The organism is Amycolatopsis sp. NPDC051903 (assembly GCF_044452505.1).
Classification (GTDB): Bacteria; Actinomycetota; Actinomycetes; order Mycobacteriales; family Pseudonocardiaceae; genus Amycolatopsis.
Window position 1 is genome coordinate 40,728 of sequence record NZ_JBITBT010000036.1, and the last position, 19,598, is coordinate 60,325.

20 protein-coding genes are annotated in these 19,598 nt (G+C 71.5%); 10 read left to right on the top strand and 10 right to left on the bottom strand.

Going from position 1 to position 19,598, the window contains the following annotated elements:
* Positions 1-92 precede the first annotated feature (92 nt).
* The 4 genes from ACIA77_RS41945 (at position 93) to ACIA77_RS41960 (ending at position 4,744) form a co-directional block, all read left to right on the top strand.
* Complete coding sequence (locus ACIA77_RS41945; protein WP_395891720.1) at positions 93-1,523, top strand: amino acid permease; 1,431 nt, start codon at positions 93-95, stop codon at positions 1,521-1,523.
* Positions 1,520-2,290: a carbon-nitrogen hydrolase family protein gene (locus ACIA77_RS41950; protein WP_395891721.1), complete on the top strand. Its 771-nt coding sequence runs from the start codon at positions 1,520-1,522 to the stop codon at positions 2,288-2,290. Before ACIA77_RS41945 ends, ACIA77_RS41950 begins: the two co-directional genes overlap by 4 nt.
* Complete coding sequence (locus ACIA77_RS41955; RefSeq protein WP_395891722.1) at positions 2,287-3,981, top strand: flavin monoamine oxidase family protein; 1,695 nt, start codon at positions 2,287-2,289, stop codon at positions 3,979-3,981. The genes ACIA77_RS41950 and ACIA77_RS41955 overlap by 4 nt, the downstream gene beginning before the upstream one ends.
* A 124-nt stretch (positions 3,982-4,105) precedes the next feature.
* The gene (locus ACIA77_RS41960) at positions 4,106-4,744 is read left to right on the top strand and encodes a TetR/AcrR family transcriptional regulator (protein WP_395891723.1); all 639 of its coding nucleotides are present in this window, start codon (positions 4,106-4,108) and stop codon (positions 4,742-4,744) included.
* Positions 4,745-4,937: 193 nt separating this feature from the next.
* On the opposite strand, the gene ACIA77_RS41965 is transcribed toward ACIA77_RS41960, so the two are convergent.
* Positions 4,938-5,666, bottom strand: coding sequence for a TetR/AcrR family transcriptional regulator (locus ACIA77_RS41965; protein WP_395891724.1), 729 nt, complete (start codon positions 5,664-5,666; stop codon positions 4,938-4,940).
* Between the two features lie 68 nt (positions 5,667-5,734).
* Here ACIA77_RS41965 and ACIA77_RS41970 point away from each other — a divergent pair, with 68 nt between their 5' ends.
* From ACIA77_RS41970 to ACIA77_RS41980, 3 genes are all read left to right on the top strand, one after another.
* Positions 5,735-6,601, top strand: a complete 867-nt coding sequence (locus tag ACIA77_RS41970; RefSeq protein WP_395891725.1) for an alpha/beta fold hydrolase — start codon at positions 5,735-5,737, stop codon at positions 6,599-6,601.
* A gap of 84 nt (positions 6,602-6,685) precedes the next feature.
* Positions 6,686-7,126: a hypothetical protein gene (locus ACIA77_RS41975; protein ID WP_395891726.1), complete on the top strand. Its 441-nt coding sequence runs from the start codon at positions 6,686-6,688 to the stop codon at positions 7,124-7,126.
* Positions 7,127-7,330: 204 nt separating this feature from the next.
* The gene (locus ACIA77_RS41980) at positions 7,331-7,516 is read left to right on the top strand and encodes a DUF5302 domain-containing protein (protein WP_395891727.1); all 186 of its coding nucleotides are present in this window, start codon (positions 7,331-7,333) and stop codon (positions 7,514-7,516) included.
* An 80-nt stretch (positions 7,517-7,596) separates the two neighbouring features.
* Here ACIA77_RS41980 and ACIA77_RS41985 read toward each other — a convergent pair whose 3' ends face one another.
* The 4 genes from ACIA77_RS41985 to ACIA77_RS42000 all read right to left on the bottom strand — a co-directional run bounded on the left by ACIA77_RS41985 (position 7,597) and on the right by ACIA77_RS42000 (position 11,597).
* Positions 7,597-8,667, bottom strand: coding sequence for a Glu/Leu/Phe/Val dehydrogenase dimerization domain-containing protein (locus ACIA77_RS41985; protein WP_395891728.1), 1,071 nt, complete (start codon positions 8,665-8,667; stop codon positions 7,597-7,599).
* A 154-nt stretch (positions 8,668-8,821) separates the two neighbouring features.
* A complete protein-coding gene (locus tag ACIA77_RS41990; protein ID WP_395891729.1) occupies positions 8,822-10,015 on the bottom strand; it encodes a kynureninase in 1,194 nt (397 codons plus the stop codon).
* Positions 10,012-10,803: a tryptophan 2,3-dioxygenase gene (locus tag ACIA77_RS41995; RefSeq protein ID WP_395891730.1), complete on the bottom strand. Its 792-nt coding sequence runs from the start codon at positions 10,801-10,803 to the stop codon at positions 10,012-10,014. The genes ACIA77_RS41990 and ACIA77_RS41995 overlap by 4 nt, the downstream gene beginning before the upstream one ends.
* A complete protein-coding gene (locus ACIA77_RS42000; protein ID WP_395891766.1) occupies positions 10,800-11,597 on the bottom strand; it encodes a PaaX family transcriptional regulator C-terminal domain-containing protein in 798 nt (265 codons plus the stop codon). The genes ACIA77_RS41995 and ACIA77_RS42000 overlap by 4 nt, the downstream gene beginning before the upstream one ends.
* Positions 11,598-11,713: 116 nt before the next feature.
* On the opposite strand from ACIA77_RS42000, the gene ACIA77_RS42005 reads away from it, so the two are divergent.
* Positions 11,714-12,406 carry an SDR family NAD(P)-dependent oxidoreductase gene (locus tag ACIA77_RS42005; protein WP_395891731.1) on the top strand — a complete coding sequence of 231 codons (693 nt, stop codon included), beginning with the start codon at positions 11,714-11,716 and terminating at the stop codon, positions 12,404-12,406.
* Complete coding sequence (locus tag ACIA77_RS42010) at positions 12,403-13,230, top strand: enoyl-CoA hydratase family protein (RefSeq protein WP_395891732.1); 828 nt, start codon at positions 12,403-12,405, stop codon at positions 13,228-13,230. The genes ACIA77_RS42005 and ACIA77_RS42010 overlap by 4 nt, the downstream gene beginning before the upstream one ends.
* Positions 13,231-13,494: 264 nt before the next feature.
* Here the strand turns inward: ACIA77_RS42010 and ACIA77_RS42015 are convergent, their stop codons facing one another.
* From ACIA77_RS42015 to ACIA77_RS42030, 4 genes are all read right to left on the bottom strand, one after another.
* Positions 13,495-14,235: a 2-keto-4-pentenoate hydratase gene (locus ACIA77_RS42015; RefSeq protein WP_395891733.1), complete on the bottom strand. Its 741-nt coding sequence runs from the start codon at positions 14,233-14,235 to the stop codon at positions 13,495-13,497.
* Positions 14,236-14,299: 64 nt separating this feature from the next.
* Positions 14,300-15,229 carry an SMP-30/gluconolactonase/LRE family protein gene (locus ACIA77_RS42020; RefSeq protein ID WP_395891734.1) on the bottom strand — a complete coding sequence of 310 codons (930 nt, stop codon included), beginning with the start codon at positions 15,227-15,229 and terminating at the stop codon, positions 14,300-14,302.
* 9 nt (positions 15,230-15,238) lie between these two features.
* Positions 15,239-15,895, bottom strand: coding sequence for a histidine phosphatase family protein (locus tag ACIA77_RS42025; protein ID WP_395891735.1), 657 nt, complete (start codon positions 15,893-15,895; stop codon positions 15,239-15,241).
* Between the two features lie 20 nt (positions 15,896-15,915).
* On the bottom strand, positions 15,916-16,668 hold the full coding sequence (locus ACIA77_RS42030) for an SDR family oxidoreductase (protein ID WP_395891736.1): 753 nt from the start codon (positions 16,666-16,668) through the stop codon (positions 15,916-15,918).
* Between the two features lie 359 nt (positions 16,669-17,027).
* Between ACIA77_RS42030 and ACIA77_RS42035 the strand changes: the two genes are divergently transcribed.
* A complete protein-coding gene (locus ACIA77_RS42035; protein ID WP_395891737.1) occupies positions 17,028-17,954 on the top strand; it encodes a hypothetical protein in 927 nt (308 codons plus the stop codon).
* Position 17,955: 1 nt separating this feature from the next.
* On the opposite strand, the gene ACIA77_RS42040 is transcribed toward ACIA77_RS42035, so the two are convergent.
* Positions 17,956-19,593 carry an acyl-CoA synthetase gene (locus ACIA77_RS42040; protein ID WP_395891738.1) on the bottom strand — a complete coding sequence of 546 codons (1,638 nt, stop codon included), beginning with the start codon at positions 19,591-19,593 and terminating at the stop codon, positions 17,956-17,958.
* Positions 19,594-19,598 lie beyond the last annotated feature (5 nt).

The window sequence follows — 19,598 nt, forward strand, 5'->3', positions numbered from 1 at the left end:
ATTTCGATCGATACCGTGACGCGGACTCGAGGTTCGCAGCACAGATCCACACCGCCCCCTACTCGACCGCCTCGACGACGAGGAGCAGCCAGGTGACGTCCACCCCACCCGCCCCGGCCCGCACCGGGCTCGGCACCGCCCTGTGGCGCCGCAAACCGGTCACGGACCTCGTGGCCGAAGCCGGGCACGGCCCGCTCAAGCGCACCCTCGGCCTCGGCCAGCTGACGATGCTGTCGATCGGCGCGACGCTGGGCAGTGGCATCTTCGTCGTCCTCGGCGAAGCGGTGCCGGTGGCCGGGCCCGCCGTGGTGGTGTCGTTCGTGCTCGCCGGGGTCACGGCGCTGTTCTCCGCGCTGTCCTACGCCGAGCTCGCCGGCCTGATCCCGCTGTCGGGCTCCTCGTACTCCTACGCGTACGCCACGCTCGGCGAGCTCGTCGCCTGGGTCTGCGGCTGGTGCCTGGTGCTGGAATACGGCGTTTCCGTCGCGTCGGTGGCCGTCGGCTGGGGCCAGTACGTGAACGAGCTGCTGCGGCTGGCGTTCGGGATCACGCTGCCCGATGCGCTCAGCGCCCCGCCGGGCGACGGCGGGTTCGTCAACCTGCCCGCGATCGTCGTCGTGCTGCTCGCGATGGTCCTGTTGCTGGGCGGGGCGAAGGAGAGCGCGCGGGCCAACGCGGTGATGGTCGTGGTGAAGATCGCGACGCTCGTGCTGTTCTGCGCCATCGCCTTCAGCGCCGTGCGGGCCCAGAACTTCACGCCGTTCCTGCCGCTCGGCCTCGCCGGGATGAGCGCGGGCGGCGCGAAGCTGTTCTTCTCCTACATCGGGTTCGACGCCGCGTCGACCGCCGGAGAGGAGGCACGCGACCCGCAACGCGACCTGCCGCGCGCGATCCTGCTGTCGCTGGGCATCGTCACGGTGCTGTACTGCCTGGTGGCCGTCGCGGCCGTCGGCGCGTTGCCGTGGCAGCAGTTCGACGACCAGCAGGCGGCGCTCTCGCACGTGCTCACGACCGTGCTGGACAGCCCGTTCTGGGCCGGGGCGCTGGCCGTCGGCGCGATCGTGGCGATCTCGAGCGTCGTGCTGACCGTCCTCTACGGACAGACGCGCATCCTGTTCGCCATGTCGCGCGACGGGCTCGTGCCGAAGGCACTGTCCACAGTGCACCCGAAAACCGGGGTGCCGCGCACGAACACCCTGGTGGTGTCCGGGTTCGTCGCCGTGCTCGCGGCGTTCGTGCCGCTCGGCAAGCTCGCCGACGCCACGAGCATCGGCACGCTCTTCGCGTTCGCCCTGGTCAACGTCGCGGTGCTCGTGCTGCGCAAGCGGCGGCCCGGCGACCGGCGGACGTTCCGCGTGCCGTTCTCGCCCGTGACGCCGCTGCTCGGGGTGCTCTGTTGCGGGTACCTGATGTTCAGCCTCGACGGGGCCACCTGGCTCGTGTTCGGCGGCTGGCTGGTGCTCGGGCTGGTGCTGTACTTCGGCTACGGCATCCGGCGCTCGAAGCTGGCGGTGGCGAAGTGATCGTCGCCGTCCACCAGGGGCCGTTCTCGCAGTTGCCCGAAGCCCTCGGCGCCGCCGCCGAGCGCGGCGCTTCGCTCGTGGTGACCGCCGAAATGGGCACCACGGGCTACGCGATCGGGCCGGCGGCGGTCGCCGAGCGCGCCGAACCGGCCGACGGTCCGCGGGCCCGGGAGCTGGGTGCGCTAGCCCGCGAACACGGCGTCGCGCTCGTCTACGGGTACCCCGAACGCGACGGCGACGCCGTGTACAACTCGGCACAACTCCTTTCCGCCCAAGGAGAACGGCTCGCGAACTACCGCAAAACTCACCTGTACGGGGACCTCGACCGCAGCCAGTTCTCCCCCGGCGGCGAACTCGTCGTGCAGGCCGACCTCGACGGTGTGCGCGTGGGCCTGCTGATCTGCTACGACGTGGAGTTCCCCGAGCCCGTGCGCGCGCACGGGCTCGCCGGCACGCAGCTGCTGCTCGTGCCGACGGCGCTGATGCGCCCGTACGAGCGGGTGGCGGACGCACTGGTGCCCATCCGCGCGCACGAGAGCCAGCTCTACGTCGTGTACGCGAACCGCTGCGACGCCGAGGGCGAGCTGACCTACTGCGGCCACTCGACCGTCGCCTCACCCGACGAGACCGTCGCCAAGGCCGGCGACGGGCCTGAACTGATCTTCGCCGAAATCGACTCCGCCGTGCTCACGCGGCCGGCGAACACGTACCTGGCCGACCGCCGGCCCGAGTTGTACCGCTGCCTGACGGAAGGACCCCAGCCATGACCTCCGCCGTCCCGACCGCGATCCCCACGGACGAGCCGGCCGGACGCCCGATCACCATGTTCGGCCCCGACTTCCCGTTCGCCTACGACGACTACCTCACCCACCCCGCCGGCCTCGGCACGGTGCCGACGGAGCACCACGGCACCGAGGTCGCCGTGATCGGCGGCGGGCTCTCCGGGATCGTCACGGCGTACGAGCTGATGAAACTCGGGCTGCGGCCGGTGGTGTACGAGATCGCGGAGCTGGGCGGGCGGCTGCGCACGCACCACTTCCCCGGGCTGCCCGACGACGTCGTCGCCGAAATGGGCGCCATGCGCTTCCCGCCGGCGTCGACCGCGCTGTTCCACTACATCGACGCGATGGGCCTGGAGACCACGCCGTTCCCGAACCCGCTCGCGCCCGCGACGCCGAGCACCGTCGTGGACCTCAAGGGGCACAGCCACTACGCGCGCACGCCCGAAGACCTGCCGGCGGTGTACACCGAGGTCGCGCGGGCGTGGCAGCGCACGCTCGAAGAGCTCGCGGCGTTCACCGAGATGCAGACGGCGATCCGCGACCGCGACGCGAAGACGATCAAGCGGATCTGGAACGAGCTCGTGCCGCGCCTGGACAACCAGACGTTCTACGGGTTCCTGTGCGATTCGCCGGCGTTCGCGTCGTTCCGCCACCGCGAGATCTTCGGCCAGGTCGGCTTCGGCACGGGCGGCTGGGACACCGATTTCCCGAACTCGATCCTGGAGATCCTGCGCGTCGTCTACACCGGCGCGGACGACGAGCACCGCAGCATCACCGGCGGTAGCCGCCGGCTCCCGCTGCGGCTGTGGGAGCACGCACCCGAGCGGCTCGCCCACTGGCCGGCCGGCACGAACCTCGCGGCGCTGCACGAGGACGGCCGCCCGCGCCCCGGCGTCACGCGGCTGCACCGCACGGCACCGAACAACGTGACGGTCACCGACTCCTCGGGCCACATCCGCACCTTCCGCGCCGCGGTGTTCACCGCGCAGAGCTGGCTGCTGCTGTCCAAGATCGAGTGCGACGAAGCGCTGTTCCCCATCGACCACTGGACGGCGATCGAACGCACGCACTACATGGCGTCGTCGAAGGTCTTCGTGCCGGTGGACCGGCCGTTCTGGCTCGACCGCGACCCCGCGACCGGGCGCGACACGATGAGCATGACGCTCACCGACCGCATGCCGCGCGGCACGTACCTGCTGGGCGACGATCCGGACAAGCCGGCCGTGATCTGCCTGTCCTACACGTGGGAAGACGATTCGCTGAAGTGGCTGCCGCTGAGCGTGTCCGAGCGCGTGGAGGTGATGTTGCAGTCGCTGCGCGAGATCTACCCGGGCGTCGACGTGCGGCGCCACCTCGTGGGCGACCCGGTGACCGTGTCGTGGGAGGCGGAACCGCACTTCATGGGCGCGTTCAAGGCGAACCTGCCGGGGCACTACCGCTACCAGCACCGGCTGTTCACGCACTTCGTGCAGGACCGGCTGCCGGTGCGGTTCCGCGGGCTGTTCCTCGCGGGTGACGACGTGTCGTGGACCGCGGGCTGGGCCGAGGGCGCGGTGCAGACGGCGCTCAACGCGGTGTGGGGCGTGCAGCGGCACTTCGGCGGTGCTTCGGACCCGGCGAACCCCGGGCCGGGTGACCTGTTCGACGACCTGGCACCGATCGTGCTGCCCGACTGAGCCGCCCGCCCGGCTGGTCCGGCAGTCAACCCGTACCCGGCGGTAGTCGACCGAACGGGTTCCGCCCGCGACACCTGCCGCGATTAATCAGCCCCGCTGAACCGATCATGCGAAAATATCGCGTATGAGCACCGAGCCGGCGCCCAAGTGGCGGAGACTGGAACCGGACGAGCGCAAGGAGCAGATCTACACCTGCGCCGCGCAGCTGTTCGGCGAAAGGCCGTACTCGGAGGTGTCCACTTCGGACATCGCCGCGGCCGCGGGCGTCGCCCGGGGGCTGATCAACCACTACTTCGGCACGAAACGCGAGCTGTACCTGGAAATCGTGCGCCGCGCGCTCACCGTCCCGCGGCTGGCCGTGGAGATCCTGCCCGACGGTCCGCTCGAGCTGCGCGCGGACGTCGCCATCGACTGGTTCCTCGACATGGTGCGCTCGCAGGAGAAGACGTGGCTCGCCGCGATCGCACCGGAGGGCATCGGCCGCGACCCGGAGGTCGACCGCATCCTCGAGGAGGCCGACCGCGAATCGGCCGACCGCGTGCTGGAAGCCGTGGGGCTCTCCCGCGACAGCGAGCACGGCGAGGAGCTGAACGCGGCGGTGCGCGCGTTCGCCGGCATGGTGAAGGCGGCCGGGCGCGAATGGCTCGTGCGGGGTTCGCTCAACCGCGCCCAGGTGCACACCCTGCTGAGCAAGTCGCTGGTCACGCTCGTCGGTGAGGTCTTCCCGCTCATCCAGAACCCGGGCGACGCTTCCGTGGAATGACGGAACCCCCGGCACCACGAGGGGGGAGGAAAGTGCCGGGGGCCCCGGCCAGGGGCCTTCCGACCCCCGGCTCCTTTCCACGTTACGCCTGGTCGGCGTGGGTTTGGTGTCAGTTTCGACCGGCCTGTCACACGTTCGGCCGCACGAGCGGGGCGGACGGGTCAGCGCGGACGTCCCGGCGGAGCAGCCCGGCTCAGGCGGGCGGCTCGGCGCCGAGTTCCGCCAGCCGGTGTGTCAGCCCGTCCAGGCAGCGTTGCACGGCGTAGTCGTACAGGCGCCCGTACCAGCCCGCCGCGAGGTCCGGGTCGTTGATCAGCGCTTGCATGGCGCGCCCGTGGGCCGCCATGCCGGGCAGGTCGGTGCGGTCGCGGTACTTCGCGTACTCCTCGGTGTTGTCGAGGCGCAGCGCGAGGGTGCCGTCGCGGTCGTCTTCCATCGCGACGAACTGGCAGGCGGTGGCGACCAGCAGGTTGTAGGCCAGCACGCTCTCCTCGCCGAAACCGGCGTCGAGCAGCACGCCGATGCCGCGGTCGACGGTGCGGGCGGCGGCGTCGACCGACGGGCCGAACAGCACCAGCCGGCGGGCCGTGCCGGGGTGGGCGCGCAGGACCGTGCGCAGCTCCGTCAGGAGCTCGGCGAACCAGTCCTGCCACGGCAGGCCGGCGTCGGGCAGCGTCAGGAGACCCACAACGCGGTCGAGCACCGCGGCGACGACCGCGTCCCGGTCGCCGACGTGGTGGTAGATCACCGCCGGGTAGGCGTCGACGGCCGCGGCGAGCTGGCGCAACGTCCAGTTGTCGAGTCCGCGCTCGGCGGTCAGCGCGACGGCCGCGTCGACCACCTTCTCCGCGGTGACGGCCGGCAGCCCCGCGGCCGCGCGCGAGCGAGGACGGTTCCCGGCGCGCGAGGACGAAGAAGGCATGCGATGTACCGTATCCGGATCGTGGCGGCGCGTGCCAGGATCCGGCTGTCTAGGGCAGGATTCAGGGCATGCCCCGTGCCCTGGCCAACGGCCTCGAACTCGAGTACGACACCTTCGGCGACCCGGCGCACCCGCCGCTCGTGCTGGTGATGGGCCTCGGCGCCCAGATGGTGACCTGGGAAACCGGGTTCTGCGAGCTGATCGCGAGCCACGGGTTCCACGTCGTCCGCTTCGACAACCGCGACATCGGCCTGTCGACCTACCTCGACGACCTCGGCGCGCCCGACCTCGCCGGCATCGCGGCCGGCCAGGCGTCGCCGCCGTACCTGCTCTCCGACCTCGCGGACGACACCGTCGGCCTGTTCGACGCGCTCGGGTTCGCGAAGGCGCACGTGGTGGGCGCGTCGATGGGCGGGATGGTCGTGCAGCAGCTCGCGATCGACCACCCCGACCGGCTGCTGAGCCTCACGTCGATCATGTCGACGACCGGCGACCCGACCGTCGGGCACACTTCCCCGGCCGCGCTGGCGGCCCTCACGCGCCCGCCCGCGCCGACGCGCGAGGAGGCGATCGCGCAGAGCGTCGAGGGCTACCGGACCACGGGCTCACCCGGCTACCCGCTGACCGACGAACAGCTGCGCGCGAAGGCGATCCGCGGCTACGACCGCGCCCAGCACCCGGTGGGCACGCTGCGGCAGGGCGCGGCGATCCTCGCGTCGGGTGACCGCACGGAAGCGCTGCGCTCGGTGCGCCTGCCGGCCGTGGTCGTGCACGGCGACTCCGACCCGATGGTCGACGTGAGCGGCGGCAAGGCCACCGCGGCGGCGATCCCCGGCGCCGAGCTCGTGATCCTGCCGGGGATGGGGCACGACCTGCCGGAGCCGCTGTGGCCCCAGATCGTGGCGGCGATCCTGCGGGCGACGGCCCACGGTTAAGAAGGCGTCAACAAAACGGCCGCGGACGTAGGGAAGGCGTCCGGGCCTCTTAGCACCCGGGCGCGGGCGCGCTGGACTGGTGCCATGAGCACCACAACGCCCGTCACCGGCGGCTTCGGCTTCCCCCTCGGCTGCGTGGCCGCGGTGGCCGTCGCGTTCGGCGCGGACGTCGCAGGTGCCACCACGCACCCGCTGTACGCGCTCGTGCCGCTGGCCCTCGTCGTCCTCGCCGCCGCTGCGACCACGACGTCGGCCGCGGCAGCAGGAGTCGCCGCGGTGGCGTGGGGAATCGACGCCGGGTTCGTGTTCGGCCGCGAAGGCCACCTCGTGTTCGACGCCGCCAGCGGCCGCGCCGCCCTCGTGCTCGGCGCGGCACTCGCCGCCGGCGTCCTGGCCCGACTCGTGACCGCGGCGGCGGTCCGCGCCCGCCACCGCGGTCCGCTCATGCCGCACCGGTTCGTGGCGTCCGTCCCTTCGCCACGGACCGCCGAACAGCGGCGGACCGATCACGCAGCCTCCGCCTGATCGGCCCGGCCGGTACCCCGTCCGGAGCGGCCAACGCTGGACCGTTGGCCGTTCCCGGACGGGGTACCGGTTTTTCCGGCTTTTCAGTACGCGATTTCGGGAGTGCGCCGCGCCGGATTTTGTGGCGTACGCGAAATCGACTCGCGCGGCGGTTTGCCGGGTGCCAGGCTGGCAGAGTTACCCGTCGTCACTTCGGAGGTAAGCATGAGTGAGCCGAACCCGTCACCGAGCGGCGAGGAGGACGACGTCAAGCGCAAGTTCCGCGAGGCGCTCGAACGCAAGCAGGCCCACGCCCGCTCCGGCTCCTCCCACGAATCCGGCGGCGGCAAGAACCAGCACGCCCACGGACCCGCCGCGAACAAGCGCACGTTCCGCCGCAAGAGCGGCTGACCCCCGGAGCACCGAGAAGGCCCCCTCACCTCGGCGAGGTGAGGGGGCATTCGACGTGTCCGGGAAGAGCGATCAGTGCGTCACAGCAGGATCGAGCGCAGGCGGCCGACGTCGGCCATGCGGCGTTCGGCCAGGCGGTCCGCGGCGGCAGCCGGGGGGACGCCATCGGCCTGAGCCAGCGCGTACACGGCCTTCGTGGTGTCGAAGATCGCCGTGGTCTTGCGCTGGGCCCGGGCGAAGTCGAAGCCGTGGCGTTCGTCGTCGACCTGGATGACGCCGCCGGCGTTGACGAGGTAGTCGGGGGCGAAGAGGATGCCGCGGTCGGCGAGGAGCTTGTCGACGCCCGGGTGGGCGAGCTGGTTGTTCGCCGCGCCGCAGACGATGCGGGCCTGCAGCGCCGCCACCGTCTCGTCGGTGAGCACACCGCCCATGGCGCACGGGGCGAACACGTCGAGCTCCGTGCCGATCAGAGTGTCCACATCGGACACGACCTCGACGCCCGGGTACGCGGCGCGCGTGCGCTCGAGCGCCGGCGCGAACACGTCGGAGATCACGACCTGCGCGCCGGCCTCCACGAGGTGGCCCACCAGGAGGTGGCCGACCTTGCCGACACCGGCGACGCCGACGCGGCGGCCCGCCAGCTCGGGCACCCCCCACACGTGGTCGGCCGAAGCGCGCATGCCCTGGTAAACGCCGTACGCGGTGAGCACCGACGAGTCGCCGGCACCGCCGTCTTCGGGCGAGCGGCCGGTGACGAACTTCGTCTCGCGGGCCACCACGTCCATGTCGTGCACGTACGTCCCCATGTCGCACGCGGTGATGTAGCGGCCCCCCAGCGACTGCACGAAGCGACCGTAGGCGCGAAGCAGCGCTTCGGATTTCACGGTGTTCGGGTCGCCGATGATCACGGCCTTGCCGCCGCCGAGGTCGAGCCCGGCCAATGCGTTCTTGTACGCCATCCCCTTGGAGAGCGCGAGCACGTCGTCGAGCGCGTCGTCCTCAGTGGCGTAGGGGTAGAAGCGGGTGCCGCCGAGCGCGGGCCCCAGAGCCGTGGAGTAGATGCCGATGATGGCCTTCAGGCCACTGGCTTCGTCGTGGCAGTACACGACTTGTTCATGGCCGCTGTGCCGGCCGAACACTCCTTCGGTCACGGTGGTGACTCCCTTGTCTGACCGCCCGCGGTTCGTGGCCGCGTGCTCCGGAAGGTGGTGTGCGGCCCGCGCCCGCGGAGGTCGTCCGCCCGGCGTTCACCGCACACCGCCAACCTAGAGCCATCGGCCCGCGGCGACCACCGCAGGTCGCCGGTCAGCCCGAAACGACCTTCGAAAGCGTCGTCATCGCGATCTCGAGCTGGGTGTCCGACAGGTACGGCGCCGGGCCGAACCGCAGGGAGGAGCCCCGGCTGTCGGTTCGCACACCGTGCTCGGCCAGCGCCCGCTGCAGGTCACCGGCCGCCGGGCTGCGCAGCGACAGGAACCCGCCGATCAGCTCCGGCGGCGTCTCCCGGTCCAGGCTGACCACGTCGGCGGGCAGGCCGAGGTCGTCGAAGCACTGCGCGAGCAGCCCCACCTGGTGCAAAGACACGGAACGCAGGAACTCCGGCGTCAACCCGTGTTCGGCGAAGAACCGCTGCACGCGCACGCCGCGGTAGTGGCTGGACGGGTCGTAGGTCGCGCCGGCGAACCGGTCGCCGCCCGCGGCGTAGGCGACGCGGTCGGGGCGCTGCCGGTCGGCCAGCGCGCCGAACTCCGCGTACCAGCCGGTGACCACCGGCCGCAGCTCCTGCGCGTGGGCGGGCAGCCGCAGGAAGCAGTTGCCCTCGCCGAGCTGGAGGTACTTGTAGCCGCCGCCGACCACCCACGCGTTGGTGAGCCCCAGCTCGTGCAGCGGGAACGGCACGACACCCAGCGCGTGGTAGGCGTCCACCAGCAGCTCGACCGAGCGGCCGCGACAGGCCTCGGCGAGGTGTGCGAGCCCGGGCACGATCCGCGCCGTCTCGAACAGCACCGCCGACACGAGCACGGCGGCGGTGTTCGAGTCGACCTCCGCCGCGACGCGCTCGGCGAGCGTCGGCACCGGATCCACCGGAACCCGTACGACCTCGACGCCCTCTTCCTCGAGGCGCGCGAGCTGGCGGCGCAGGGTGTGGAACTCGCCGCCGGTGGTCACGAGCCGCGGGCGCGAGCGCAGCCCGATCGCCGACAGGAACCGGATCACCAGCTCGTGGGTGTTGGCGCCCAGCGCGTAATCGCCGTGCGGATCCGCCAGCAGCGCGCGGAACCTGGCGCGCAGCTCGTCGGCTTTGGCGAACGCGCGCGCCCACTTCTCGTCGACGTCGCGAGCCGCGTCGGCGAACGCTTCCAGCAGCCCTTCTTCCGCGACGTCCGGCCACGCCTGATGGGAGTGCGCCGAGAGCAGCAGCCGGTCGGCCACGCCGAAACGCGAGTAGTGCGGCGCGAGCGCGTTTTCGTCCGCGCGCAGGGATTCGAGTGTCGTCACAGCTTGCTCCGCACTGCCCACAGGTCCGGGAACATCGGGTGGAAGAGGGTTGTCCGCAGGTACGTCGCGCCGGACGAGCCGCCCGTCCCGGTCTTGTCGCCGATGGTCCGCTCGACCATCTTCACGTGCCGGTAGCGCCACTCCTGCATCCCCTCGTCCAGGTCGACGAGACACTCCGCGACCACCGACGGGCCCTCGTCGTCCTGGTAGACCTTCAGCAGCACCGCCTGCAGTTCCGGCGACGGCGCCAGCGGCCGCGTGACGTCCCGGTCCCGGGCGACGTCGTAGCCGTGGGTCGTCAGGTAGGTGAGGAACGAGTCGAACAGCGACGGCCGCCGCATCGCGGCGGCGATGCGGGCGCGCTGCTCGCCGTCCTCGGGGTAGTGCGCGAACACGCGCTCGTCGCGCCGCCCCAGCACGGCCTCCAGCTCGCGGAACTGCGCCGACTGGAACCCGCTCGACGCGTCCAGCCGCGCGCGGAAGCTCGTGAACTGGCTGGGCGTCATCGTCTCCAGCACGTCGATCTGCGCGACGACGACCTTCAGCACGGTGAGGATCCGGCGCAGCGTGCGGATCGCGTACGCGGTGTTGCCGGCTTCGAGGTTGCGCTGCAGGAATTCGGCTTCGTGCAGGATCTGCTTGAACCACAGTTCGTAGACCTGGTGGATCACGATGAAGAGCAGTTCGTCGTGCTCGTCCGAACGCGGGTGCTGCGCCTCGAGCACGTCGTCGAGCGCGAGGTACGACGTGTAGCTCAGCGCGGCCTGCCGGTCATGGGTCTGGTTCACGGTTTCCTCACCTCGTCGAAATCAGTGGTCCGGACGGCGCGGTCGAAATGCCGTTGCGCGGCGGGCGCGAGCGCGGCGTACAGGTCGTGGAAGAGCTCGACGGCCGCCGCGCGCCGGCCGGGCGCGGGGATCAGCTCGCCGGGCAGCTCGGGGTCGAGCGTCGGGAACACGCGGAACTCGTGCACCAGGCGCGTGCGCACGGCGAAGGCCTGCGCGTCGGACAGATCGCTTGCGCTGCAGCCGAATTCCGAGACGAACGCGTCGTAGCGCGCGGCCAGCTCGTCGAGGTCCCACGCGCGCCCGGCGAACCGCCGCACGTCGAGCGCCGCCGACGGGGTGCCGAGCATCAGGCCGGCGTGTTCGGTCACCCCCAGTTCGTCGAGCAGCGCCAGCACTTCCGCCTCCCGGTCGTGCGGGGCGATCCAGGTGCCGTCCTGCACCGGGCCGAACCCGAGGAACCGCAGCCGCCGCACGAGCGTCTCACGCGCCTGCCGCCGGGTTTCGGGAATGCTCTGCCACAGCACCGTCCAGGTGCCGGCGGGCCCATCGCGCCGGCCGAGGCTGAAGATGCGCCGGTCGCCGTCGGCGAGCACGGCGACGGTGCGCTTCGTGAGCGAGTAGTGCACGAGCCGGCCTTCGCGGTGGCGGGCCAGCAGGTCGCGGCGCACCAGCCGGGTGAGCGCGATGCGCGCGGCGCCGTCGGAGAACCCCAGCTCGGTGAGCAGTGTCACGAGCCCACCCGACCACACACGGCGGCTCTCGCGCGGCTGCACGTAGCTGCCGAGCAGCGTCATCACCAGCTCCTGCGGGCCGGCGGTCGTGGGTTCGGGCACGGGAGCAACTCTATACACCTCAGCCCGCTGCGGTGTAGCTTTCGAGCGAGCGGGTTTCCCCGCGGCGAGGAGGCGGCATGAAACGGCTGGTGGTGGTCACCGGCGGCACACGCGGCATCGGCGCCGCGATAGCCGAGCACTTCACGAAAGCCGGCGACGAGGTCCACGCGCCCGGCAGACGCGAATGCGACGTGACCGACGAACAGGCCGTGCGCTCGTACTTCGCCGGCCTGGGCCCGGTGGACGTGCTGGTCAACAACGCCGGCGTCTCCTCCAGCGCGCCCACCGCGAAGACCACGCTCGACGACTGGCGCACCCAGTTCGAGGTCAACGCGACCGGGGCGTTCCTGTGCACGCGCGAGGTGCTGCCGGGGATGCGGTCTCGCGACCGCGGGCGGATCGTCACGGTCGCGTCGACCGCCGGGCACGTCGGCTACCGCTACACGACGGGGTACACGGCGTCCAAGCACGCGGCGGTGGGACTGATGCGCGCGGTGGCGGCCGAGCTCACCGGGACCGGGGTCACGGCGAACGCGGTGTGCCCGGCGTTCGTGCGCACGGACATGACCGCCGAATCGGTGGCCCGGATCCGGGAACGCACCGGCCGCGACGAAGCCGACGCCGAAGCCGCGCTGGCTGCCGCGTCGCCGCTCGGGCGGCTGCTGGAACCGGCGGAAGTCGCTTATGCAGTGGGCTTCTTCGCGGCCGAGGAAGCGGCTGCGATCAACGGCCAGACTCTCGTACTCGATGGTGGAGGAATTCAGAAATGAGCCCGTTCCGCGCGACGCCCCCGCTGACGAAGGAGTGGGAGCACTTCGAGTTCTCCGTCGACGACGGCGTGGCGACCCTGACGTTCACCCGGCCCGACAAGTTGAACGCGCTGACGTTCGACGTCTACGCGGATCTGCGGGATCTCGTGCTGGAGCTGCCGCATCGCGGGGACGTGAAGGTGCTGGTGATCACCGGGCAGGGCCGCGGGTTCTGTTCGGGCGGCGACGTCGAAGAGATCATCGGTGAGCTCCAGAAGATGGAGACCGCGGAGCTGCTGGAGTTCACGCGGATGACCGGTGCGGTGGTGAAGGCGTTGCGGGAGACGCCGATTCCGGTGATCGCGGCGGTCAACGGGGTTGCTGCTGGGGCCGGGTCGGTGATCGCGCTGGCGTCGGATTTCCGGGTGCTGGCGGAGTCGGCGAAGTTCGCGTTCCTGTTCACCAAGGTGGGGCTGGCCGGGGCGGACATGGGGTCGGCGTACCTGTTGCCCCGGTTGGTGGGGTTGGGGCGGGCGACCGAGTTGTTGATGCTCGGGGACAAGGTGGGGGCGGAGCGGGCTGAGGCGATCGGGCTGGCTACGCAGGTTGTCGCTGATGATGCGCTGAGCGAGACGGTGAGGGGGTTGGCGCGGCGGCTGGCTGATGGGCCGGCGCTGGCGTACTCCACCACGAAGGTGTTGTTGACGCGGGAGTTGGATTCGGATCTGGGGTCGTCGATCGAGCTTGAGGCGATTACTCAGGCGTTGTTGATGACGGCGAAGGATCACAAGGAGTTTTATGCGGCTTGGAGTGCTGGGAGGAGTCCTCGGTGGACTGGGCGGTGAGGGTTGAGTGAGGGTGTAGCGGCTCGTCGCACTGGCGCGCGACGTTGCGCAGGGGGTGGTGTAGAGGGCACCCCGATTTTTTAGTGTCACCGCGGTCTGGACCACGTGTCAAGGCGGGAAAGAGTACCTTGACACGTGGTCCAGACCGCGGAGAAGGCGGGGATCGAGGTGCTGGGCGGGGGCTGGGTGCCTGGTTGTTTGTGTTGTTGGGTGGCGGTTTTTTAGTTCGCGGTGGGGTTTGTGCCGGGGTTTGGGGCTTCCGGGTTATTCCGTGGCGAGGGTTAGGGAGCCCAGGCCCGGGATTTCTGCTTTGAGGGTGTCGCCTGCCGTGAAGGGGGTTGGGGGGCAGAGGGTGCCGGTGAGGATCAGCTGGCCGGCGGCCAGGTGGTCGCCGGTTGTGGCGAGGTGGTTGGCGAGCCAGGCGACGGAGGCGGCGGGGTTGCCGTTCATGACGGCGGAGGCGGTGCCGTCCACCGTCTGGGTGCCGATGGTGAGGGTGCAGGTGGTGGTCGACAGGTCGGCTGGCACTGGGCGCGGCTCGCCGAGAAGGGCGTGGGAGGCGTTGGTGTTGTCGGCGACGAGCATTTCCAGGGTCTTGGGGCCGCCGGTCCAGCGGGATGCCACGAGTTCGAAGGCGGGGGCGATGGAGGCGGTCGCGTTCAGGACGTCGGTGGGGGTGATGCCGGGGCCCCTGAGGGGTTCGGCGAGGAGGAAGGCGATTTCGACTTCGGCGCGCGGGGCGGCCAAACCGGCTGTCTGAAGGGGTTCGCCGTCCTTGAGGACGGTGGAGGTGAGGACGTAACCGGCGGCGGGTTCGGTCGCTTGGTACACCGCGCGGGAAGACGGGGAAGTCAGGCCGACCTTGTAGCCGGCCAGGGTTTCGCCGTCGGACAGGGCGAGGGCGCGGGTGGCGCTGGCGATGGAGTAGGCCTCGGCCAGGTCGCGGATCTCGGTGGGGGCGACGGTCGGGCCGCCCTGGACGGCGGTGCGCAGGTGCTGGGCCAAGTCCGGCAAGGGAGTGCCTCCAGGAGTCCGGGGGACGCGGCGGGACCCGCGCCAGGACATCTGATCACACGCGGGGCACGTCGGTGTAGGCGATGGCGTTCTCCTCCAGGCTGCCGAACCACAGGCGGCCGCGGTGTTCCCGGACGCCGACGAGCATGTGGAAGTCGGGGAGCTCGCCCCGGAGTTCGTGTTCGACGGTGCCGTCGGCGGCGATCGCGAGCACGCCGACCTGGCGTTTCGGGGCGGGCTGGAGCGCGGTGGGCAGCGAGCGGACGGCGGCGCGCAAGGGCGCGGGCAGCTTGCGGACGGCGTCGAGGGCCGGGACCCGCGGGGAGGCCTGCGTGACCCAGATCAACCCGTCGCTGCCGGTCGCGATGTTGTCGGGGAAGCCGGGCAGGTCGTCGGCGAGGACGTCGCGGTGGCCTTGGCGGGAGCCGTGCAGCCAGAAGCGCGAGACGCGGAACTCGCCGGTTTCGGCGACGGCCACGAACGACTCGTCGGGCGGCAGGGCGACGCCGTTGGCGAACTGCAGGCCATCGGCGATCAGGTCGAGCTGCCCGTCCGGGGTGCGGCGCAGGAGCCGGCCGCCGGCCGTCTGCTCGATGAGGTCGTCGCGCCAGCGGTCGATGCCGAAGCGGCGCGACGAATCGGTGAAGTAGATCGTGCCGTCGGCGGCGACGGCGGCGTTGTTGCAGAACACGAAGTCGAGCCCGGCCGCCGACGTGGCCAGCGTCGTCACCGCTCCCCCGGCCAGCGGCATCGTGAGCAGGCCGGCGCGGGCGTCGCAGATCAGCAGTTCGTCGTCGCCGTACAGCTCGAGGCCGAGCGGGCGCCCGCCGGTGTCGCCGAGCACGTCGAGCCGGCGGCCGTCCGGGCTCACGCGCAGGATGCGCCCGTCGTCGACCCCGGTGTAGACCCGCCCTTCGGCGTCGACCACCACGTCCTCCGGACCGTGGCCGTTGACCGGGACCACCGTGACGGCACCGAAGTTCATCACGACCTCCTACCGGTAGGTGAGCAGCCGCGCCGCCTCGGCTTCGAAGTGCGGGTGCTCGTTGAACGTCAACAGGTTCACGCCGCCGCGGCCCGAGGTCAGCTTCGTGATCCCGGTGTTCACGGTGACGCGGTTGAGCTTCAGCAGGCCGGTCTCGGGCGCGCCCATGAGCGCACCCGCGACAGCGCCGATCACGCCGCCGGAGGTGAACACGAGCGCGTGCTCCCCCTTGCCCAGCGACCCGACGAGCTCGCCGAGCGCGGCCGTGCAGCGGGCGAGGAACGCCGGCCACGTCTCGGCGCACGGCCCGTCGGCGCCCGCACCGACCCACGCCGACAGCGCGGCGTCGAGCAGGCCCTGGTACTCGCGCGAATCCTCCTGCGGCGCACCGCCGGCGTGGTGGCGCGAGATGTCGACGTGGTCGTACTCGTTCCAGCGCGGGTCCTCCACCACGGGCACGTCGGCACCCAGGGCCTTCAGCGCCGTCGCCGCCGTGTCGCGCTGGCGGGCGAGCGTGCCGGAGCGCACCTGGGCGAACTCGACCCCGCGGCGCGCGAGCTCGCGACCGACCACAGTGGACTGTTCGAACCCGCGCTCGGACAGCGCGTCGTAGTCGGCCGCGCCGAACGACGCCTGGCCGTGGCGGACGAGGTAGATCGCGCCCATGCGTTCGTGGCTCCTTCGGGTCAGGAGAACTTCGCCAGCAGACCGGCCGGGAGCACCTTCATCACCACGCTCAGCGGCACCCACGGCCACGAAGGAACATACGCGAGCTTCAGCTCGGCTTCGATCGCCTTCGCCATCGCCCGGGCGCCCGCCTCGGCGCCGGTGAGCAACGGCGTGCTCCCGCTGCGCGCGGACATTTCGGACTCGATGTAGCCGGGCCGGATCTCCGTGACGACGATGTCCGTGCGGCGCAACTCGACGCGCGTGCCCGCCACGAACGCCGAAATGCCGGCTTTCGAAGCGGCGTACGCGGTGAGGTTGCGCGGCAGGCCGCGGAGCGCGCTGAACGACGAGACCACGGCGAGGTGGCCCGCGCGCTGCTCGCGGAAGATCCCGACGGCGGCCTCGACCTGCGCGGCCGCGGCGACGAAGTTGGTCTCCAGCGTCTGGCGGTTCGCGTCGAAGCGGCCCTTGCCGACCGGCTGGCCCTTGCCGAGGCCCGCGTTGACGATCACGCGGTCGAGCGAGCCGAGCTCGGCGCGGAACTCCTCGAAGACGGTGAACACGCGGTCGTGGTCGTTCACGTCGAGCTGACGCGTCGCGACCGTGATCCCGGGGAACGCGGCCTTGAGCTCGCGGGCGAGCTCGTCGAGGCGGTCGGTGCGGCGCGCGCAGAGGGCGAGGTTGCGGCCGCGGGCCGCGAACTGGCGGGCCATGCCCTCGCCGAGCCCCGAGCTGGCGCCCGTGATCAGGATGTTCTTCCGCAGGACCATGGCCGGATCCTACCGATTGGTAACAGCGGGCGCGGATTCGTGGCGGGCCTGACCGGTGGCCCGGCGAAGGGGGCGTCGCCGGGCCACCGGTTCCGGGAGCGGCCGCCGGCCGTACGCGGGGCGCGGACCGCGAGCCGGGGCCGGAGCACTGGGCCGCGGCGGGATCGCCGTCGCGGGCTACGGAGGCCATGAAAACGTGACCCCGCAGGTCAGGGCAATGGTTCACAGTTGCCAGTACTAGCCCGTTCGCCCCAGTGGTGACGCGGAGTGCCTGGTCGGCTGCTGCTACGGTCACCGTGTCGAATTCGACACTGGGTGTTTCTGTGGGGCTTCACCACCGGCGAGGGCGGTCGACGGGCATGGCGGGTGGAACTGCGGACGGCGCCGGGCCCGACGGCGCCCGGACGGCCTTCGCGAGCGCACTGCGCGCGGCCATCACCGGCAGCGGGCTGTCGCTCGACCGCATCCAGGCGCGGCTGCGGGCGCGCGGCGCGTCCGTGAGCGTCACGGCGCTGAGCTACTGGCAGTCGGGCAAACGCCAGCCGGAACGGCCCGGCTCGCTCTCGGCGGTGCGGGTGCTGGAGGAGATCCTCGGCGTGCCCGCGGGTTCGCTGCTGGGCCTGCTGCCGCCCCCGCGGCCCCGCGGCGCGGCGCGGCGCGATCGCCAAGGCGAGGAGCCGCTGACCTTCACGCGCGAGACGCTGCAGCCGCTGCTCGACCGCGTCGGCGCACCGGACGCGCTGGACCAGCAGCACCAGCTCAAGCTCGTCGGCCTGCACGACCGCTGCGAAATCGCCGCCGACGGCGGCCAGCGCCGCGTCACCTCCCGCGCCGTCTTCCAGGCCGGCGCCGACGGCCAGGACCGCTGGCTGCTCGTCTACGCCCAGGACGACGCCGCGTCCGTGCCGCAGGTCCACGCCGTGCGCAACTGCCGCGTCGGCCGCGCCGAAACGGACGACACCCACGGCATCCTCGTCGCCGAACTGCTCTTCGACCGCCCGATCGACCGCGGCGAGACACACCTCATCGAGTACTCGCTGACGAACGCCGGCCCGCCGTACCCGGAGTGCCGCGCCACCCACTACCGCGAATTCCGCCGCCCCGTGCGCGAATACCTGCTGGAGATCCACTTCGCCCCCGAAGCCGTGCCGTCGCGCTGCTGGCAGTACTCCCGCGGCGGCGACACGACCCCCTCCCGCCGCCGCCTCCGCCTCGACTCGGCGGGCGGCGTGCACGCGGTGGCCCTGGACTTCGGGCCGGGCATCTTCGGCATCGGGTGGGAGTAGGTCAGCTCAGCTTGGTGCGCAACACCTTCCCCGTCGCGTTGCGCGGGAGTTCGGTGAGGAACTCGACGTCGCGCGGGACCTTGTAGCGGGCCAGGTTCGCCTTGACGTACGCGCGGACCCCGTCGGCGTCCAGGGTGGAGTTTTCGCTGCGCACGACGAACGCCTTGAGGCGCTGGCCGAACTGGTCGTCGTCCACGCCGATGACGGCGGCTTCGATCACGTCGTCGCGTTCGACGAGGAGGTTTTCGACCTCGACGGGGAAGACGTTTTCGCCGCCGGAGACGATCATCTCGTCGTCGCGGCCGTCGATGAACAGGAGGCCGTCGTCGTCGAAGTGGCCGACGTCGCCGCTGGAGAGCAGGCCGTCGATGATCTCCTTGTGGCGGCCGTCGGTGTAGCCGCCGAAGCTGAGGCCGCTGCCGACGAACACACGGCCCGTCACGTGCGGTTCGGTGATCTGCTTGCCGTGGTCGTCGTACAGCGCGACGCGGCAGCCCACCGGCGCGCGCCCGACCGTGCCGGGCGCCTGCCGCCAGTCCTCGGGCGTGGCGACGGTGGCGACGGCGACTTCCGTGGAGCCGTAGAGGTTGTGCACGACGTCGCCGAACTGCTCGTTGGCCCGGTTGCCCAGGTCCGGCGACAGCGCCGACCCCGCGACGAAGATGATCCGCAGGCACGACGTGTCGTACTTGGCCCGCACCGAAGCCGGCAGGTCGACGATGCGCTGCAGCATCGTCGGCACCAGCACGAGCGCGGTGCACCGGTGCTCCGCGACGCCCTTGAGCGTCAGCTCCGGGTCGAACTTCCGCCGCATCACGACCTTGCAGCCCAGCGCGAAGCTCAGGATGAACTGCGACAACCCCGTGCCGTGGAACAGCGGCGCGCCCATGTACGTCGCTTCGCCCGCGCGCAGCGGAATCCGGTCCAGGAACTGCGCGGACGCGAGCGGCGACGTGTGCGGCCGTGGCGCGCCCTTCGGCGTCCCGGTGGTGCCGCTGGTGAGGAGCACGAACCCGCCCGGCTTGGCAGGCGCGGGCAGCGGCCGGTCGTCGGTGCTGGCGATGATCTCGTCGAGCACCGGCACGGTGTGCCCACCCGGTTCGTCGACCCACGCGAGGTAGCGGTCGACGTCGCCGGGGATCGCGTCGAGCAGGTCGGTGAACTCCTGGTCGTACACGAGCGCGGTGACGCCTTCGCGCTGGGCGACGTCGGCGAGCTGCGGCTTCGCGAACCCGGTGTTCATCAGCAGCAGGCGCGCGCCGAGCTTGCCGGCCGCGGCCATGGTGAGGACCAGGCCGCGGTGGTCGCGGCACAGCGCGGCGATCACGGTGCCCGGGCGCAGGCCGCGTTCGGACCAGGCGCGGGCCAGCGCGTTGGAGCGGTCGTCGAGCTGCTTGAACGTGAGCGGGCCGAGGTCGTCGACGATCCCGACGGCCGACGAGTCGCGGCGCGCGGCGATGTGGTTGGCGCCGGCGAACGGGCCGTACTTCCGGATGGCGAGCACCGACCGCACGCCCTCGTCCAGCCTCGGGAACGGCACGAGCCCGGCGCGGCGCATCACGTCGATGCTGCGCACGGTTTCCGTGACCTTGTCCGTGACCTGGTTGGCGAGACCCAACACCCCGGCCGGGTTCCTCATCCGGG

What these genes read in the sequence shown, in the direction of transcription:
- ACIA77_RS42000 (WP_395891766.1), bottom strand. Translation starts at nt 11,597, where the DNA reads ATGACGCTGCTCGGCAGCTACGTGCAGCCGCGCGAGAGCCGCCGTGTG.
- ACIA77_RS42040 (WP_395891738.1), bottom strand. Translation starts at nt 19,593, where the DNA reads ATGAGGAACCCGGCCGGGGTGTTGGGTCTCGCCAACCAGGTCACGGAC.
- ACIA77_RS41965 (WP_395891724.1), bottom strand. Translation starts at nt 5,666, where the DNA reads ATGCCTTCTTCGTCCTCGCGCGCCGGGAACCGTCCTCGCTCGCGCGCG.
- ACIA77_RS42030 (WP_395891736.1), bottom strand. Translation starts at nt 16,668, where the DNA reads ATGGTCCTGCGGAAGAACATCCTGATCACGGGCGCCAGCTCGGGGCTC.
- ACIA77_RS42020 (WP_395891734.1), bottom strand. Translation starts at nt 15,229, where the DNA reads ATGAACTTCGGTGCCGTCACGGTGGTCCCGGTCAACGGCCACGGTCCG.
- ACIA77_RS42010 (WP_395891732.1), top strand. Translation starts at nt 12,403, where the DNA reads ATGAGCCCGTTCCGCGCGACGCCCCCGCTGACGAAGGAGTGGGAGCAC.
- ACIA77_RS41955 (WP_395891722.1), top strand. Translation starts at nt 2,287, where the DNA reads ATGACCTCCGCCGTCCCGACCGCGATCCCCACGGACGAGCCGGCCGGA.
- ACIA77_RS42035 (WP_395891737.1), top strand. Translation starts at nt 17,028, where the DNA reads ATGGCGGGTGGAACTGCGGACGGCGCCGGGCCCGACGGCGCCCGGACG.
- ACIA77_RS42025 (WP_395891735.1), bottom strand. Translation starts at nt 15,895, where the DNA reads ATGGGCGCGATCTACCTCGTCCGCCACGGCCAGGCGTCGTTCGGCGCG.
- ACIA77_RS41970 (WP_395891725.1), top strand. Translation starts at nt 5,735, where the DNA reads ATGCCCCGTGCCCTGGCCAACGGCCTCGAACTCGAGTACGACACCTTC.
- ACIA77_RS42005 (WP_395891731.1), top strand. Translation starts at nt 11,714, where the DNA reads ATGAAACGGCTGGTGGTGGTCACCGGCGGCACACGCGGCATCGGCGCC.
- ACIA77_RS41980 (WP_395891727.1), top strand. Translation starts at nt 7,331, where the DNA reads ATGAGTGAGCCGAACCCGTCACCGAGCGGCGAGGAGGACGACGTCAAG.
- ACIA77_RS41960 (WP_395891723.1), top strand. Translation starts at nt 4,106, where the DNA reads ATGAGCACCGAGCCGGCGCCCAAGTGGCGGAGACTGGAACCGGACGAG.
- ACIA77_RS41975 (WP_395891726.1), top strand. Translation starts at nt 6,686, where the DNA reads ATGAGCACCACAACGCCCGTCACCGGCGGCTTCGGCTTCCCCCTCGGC.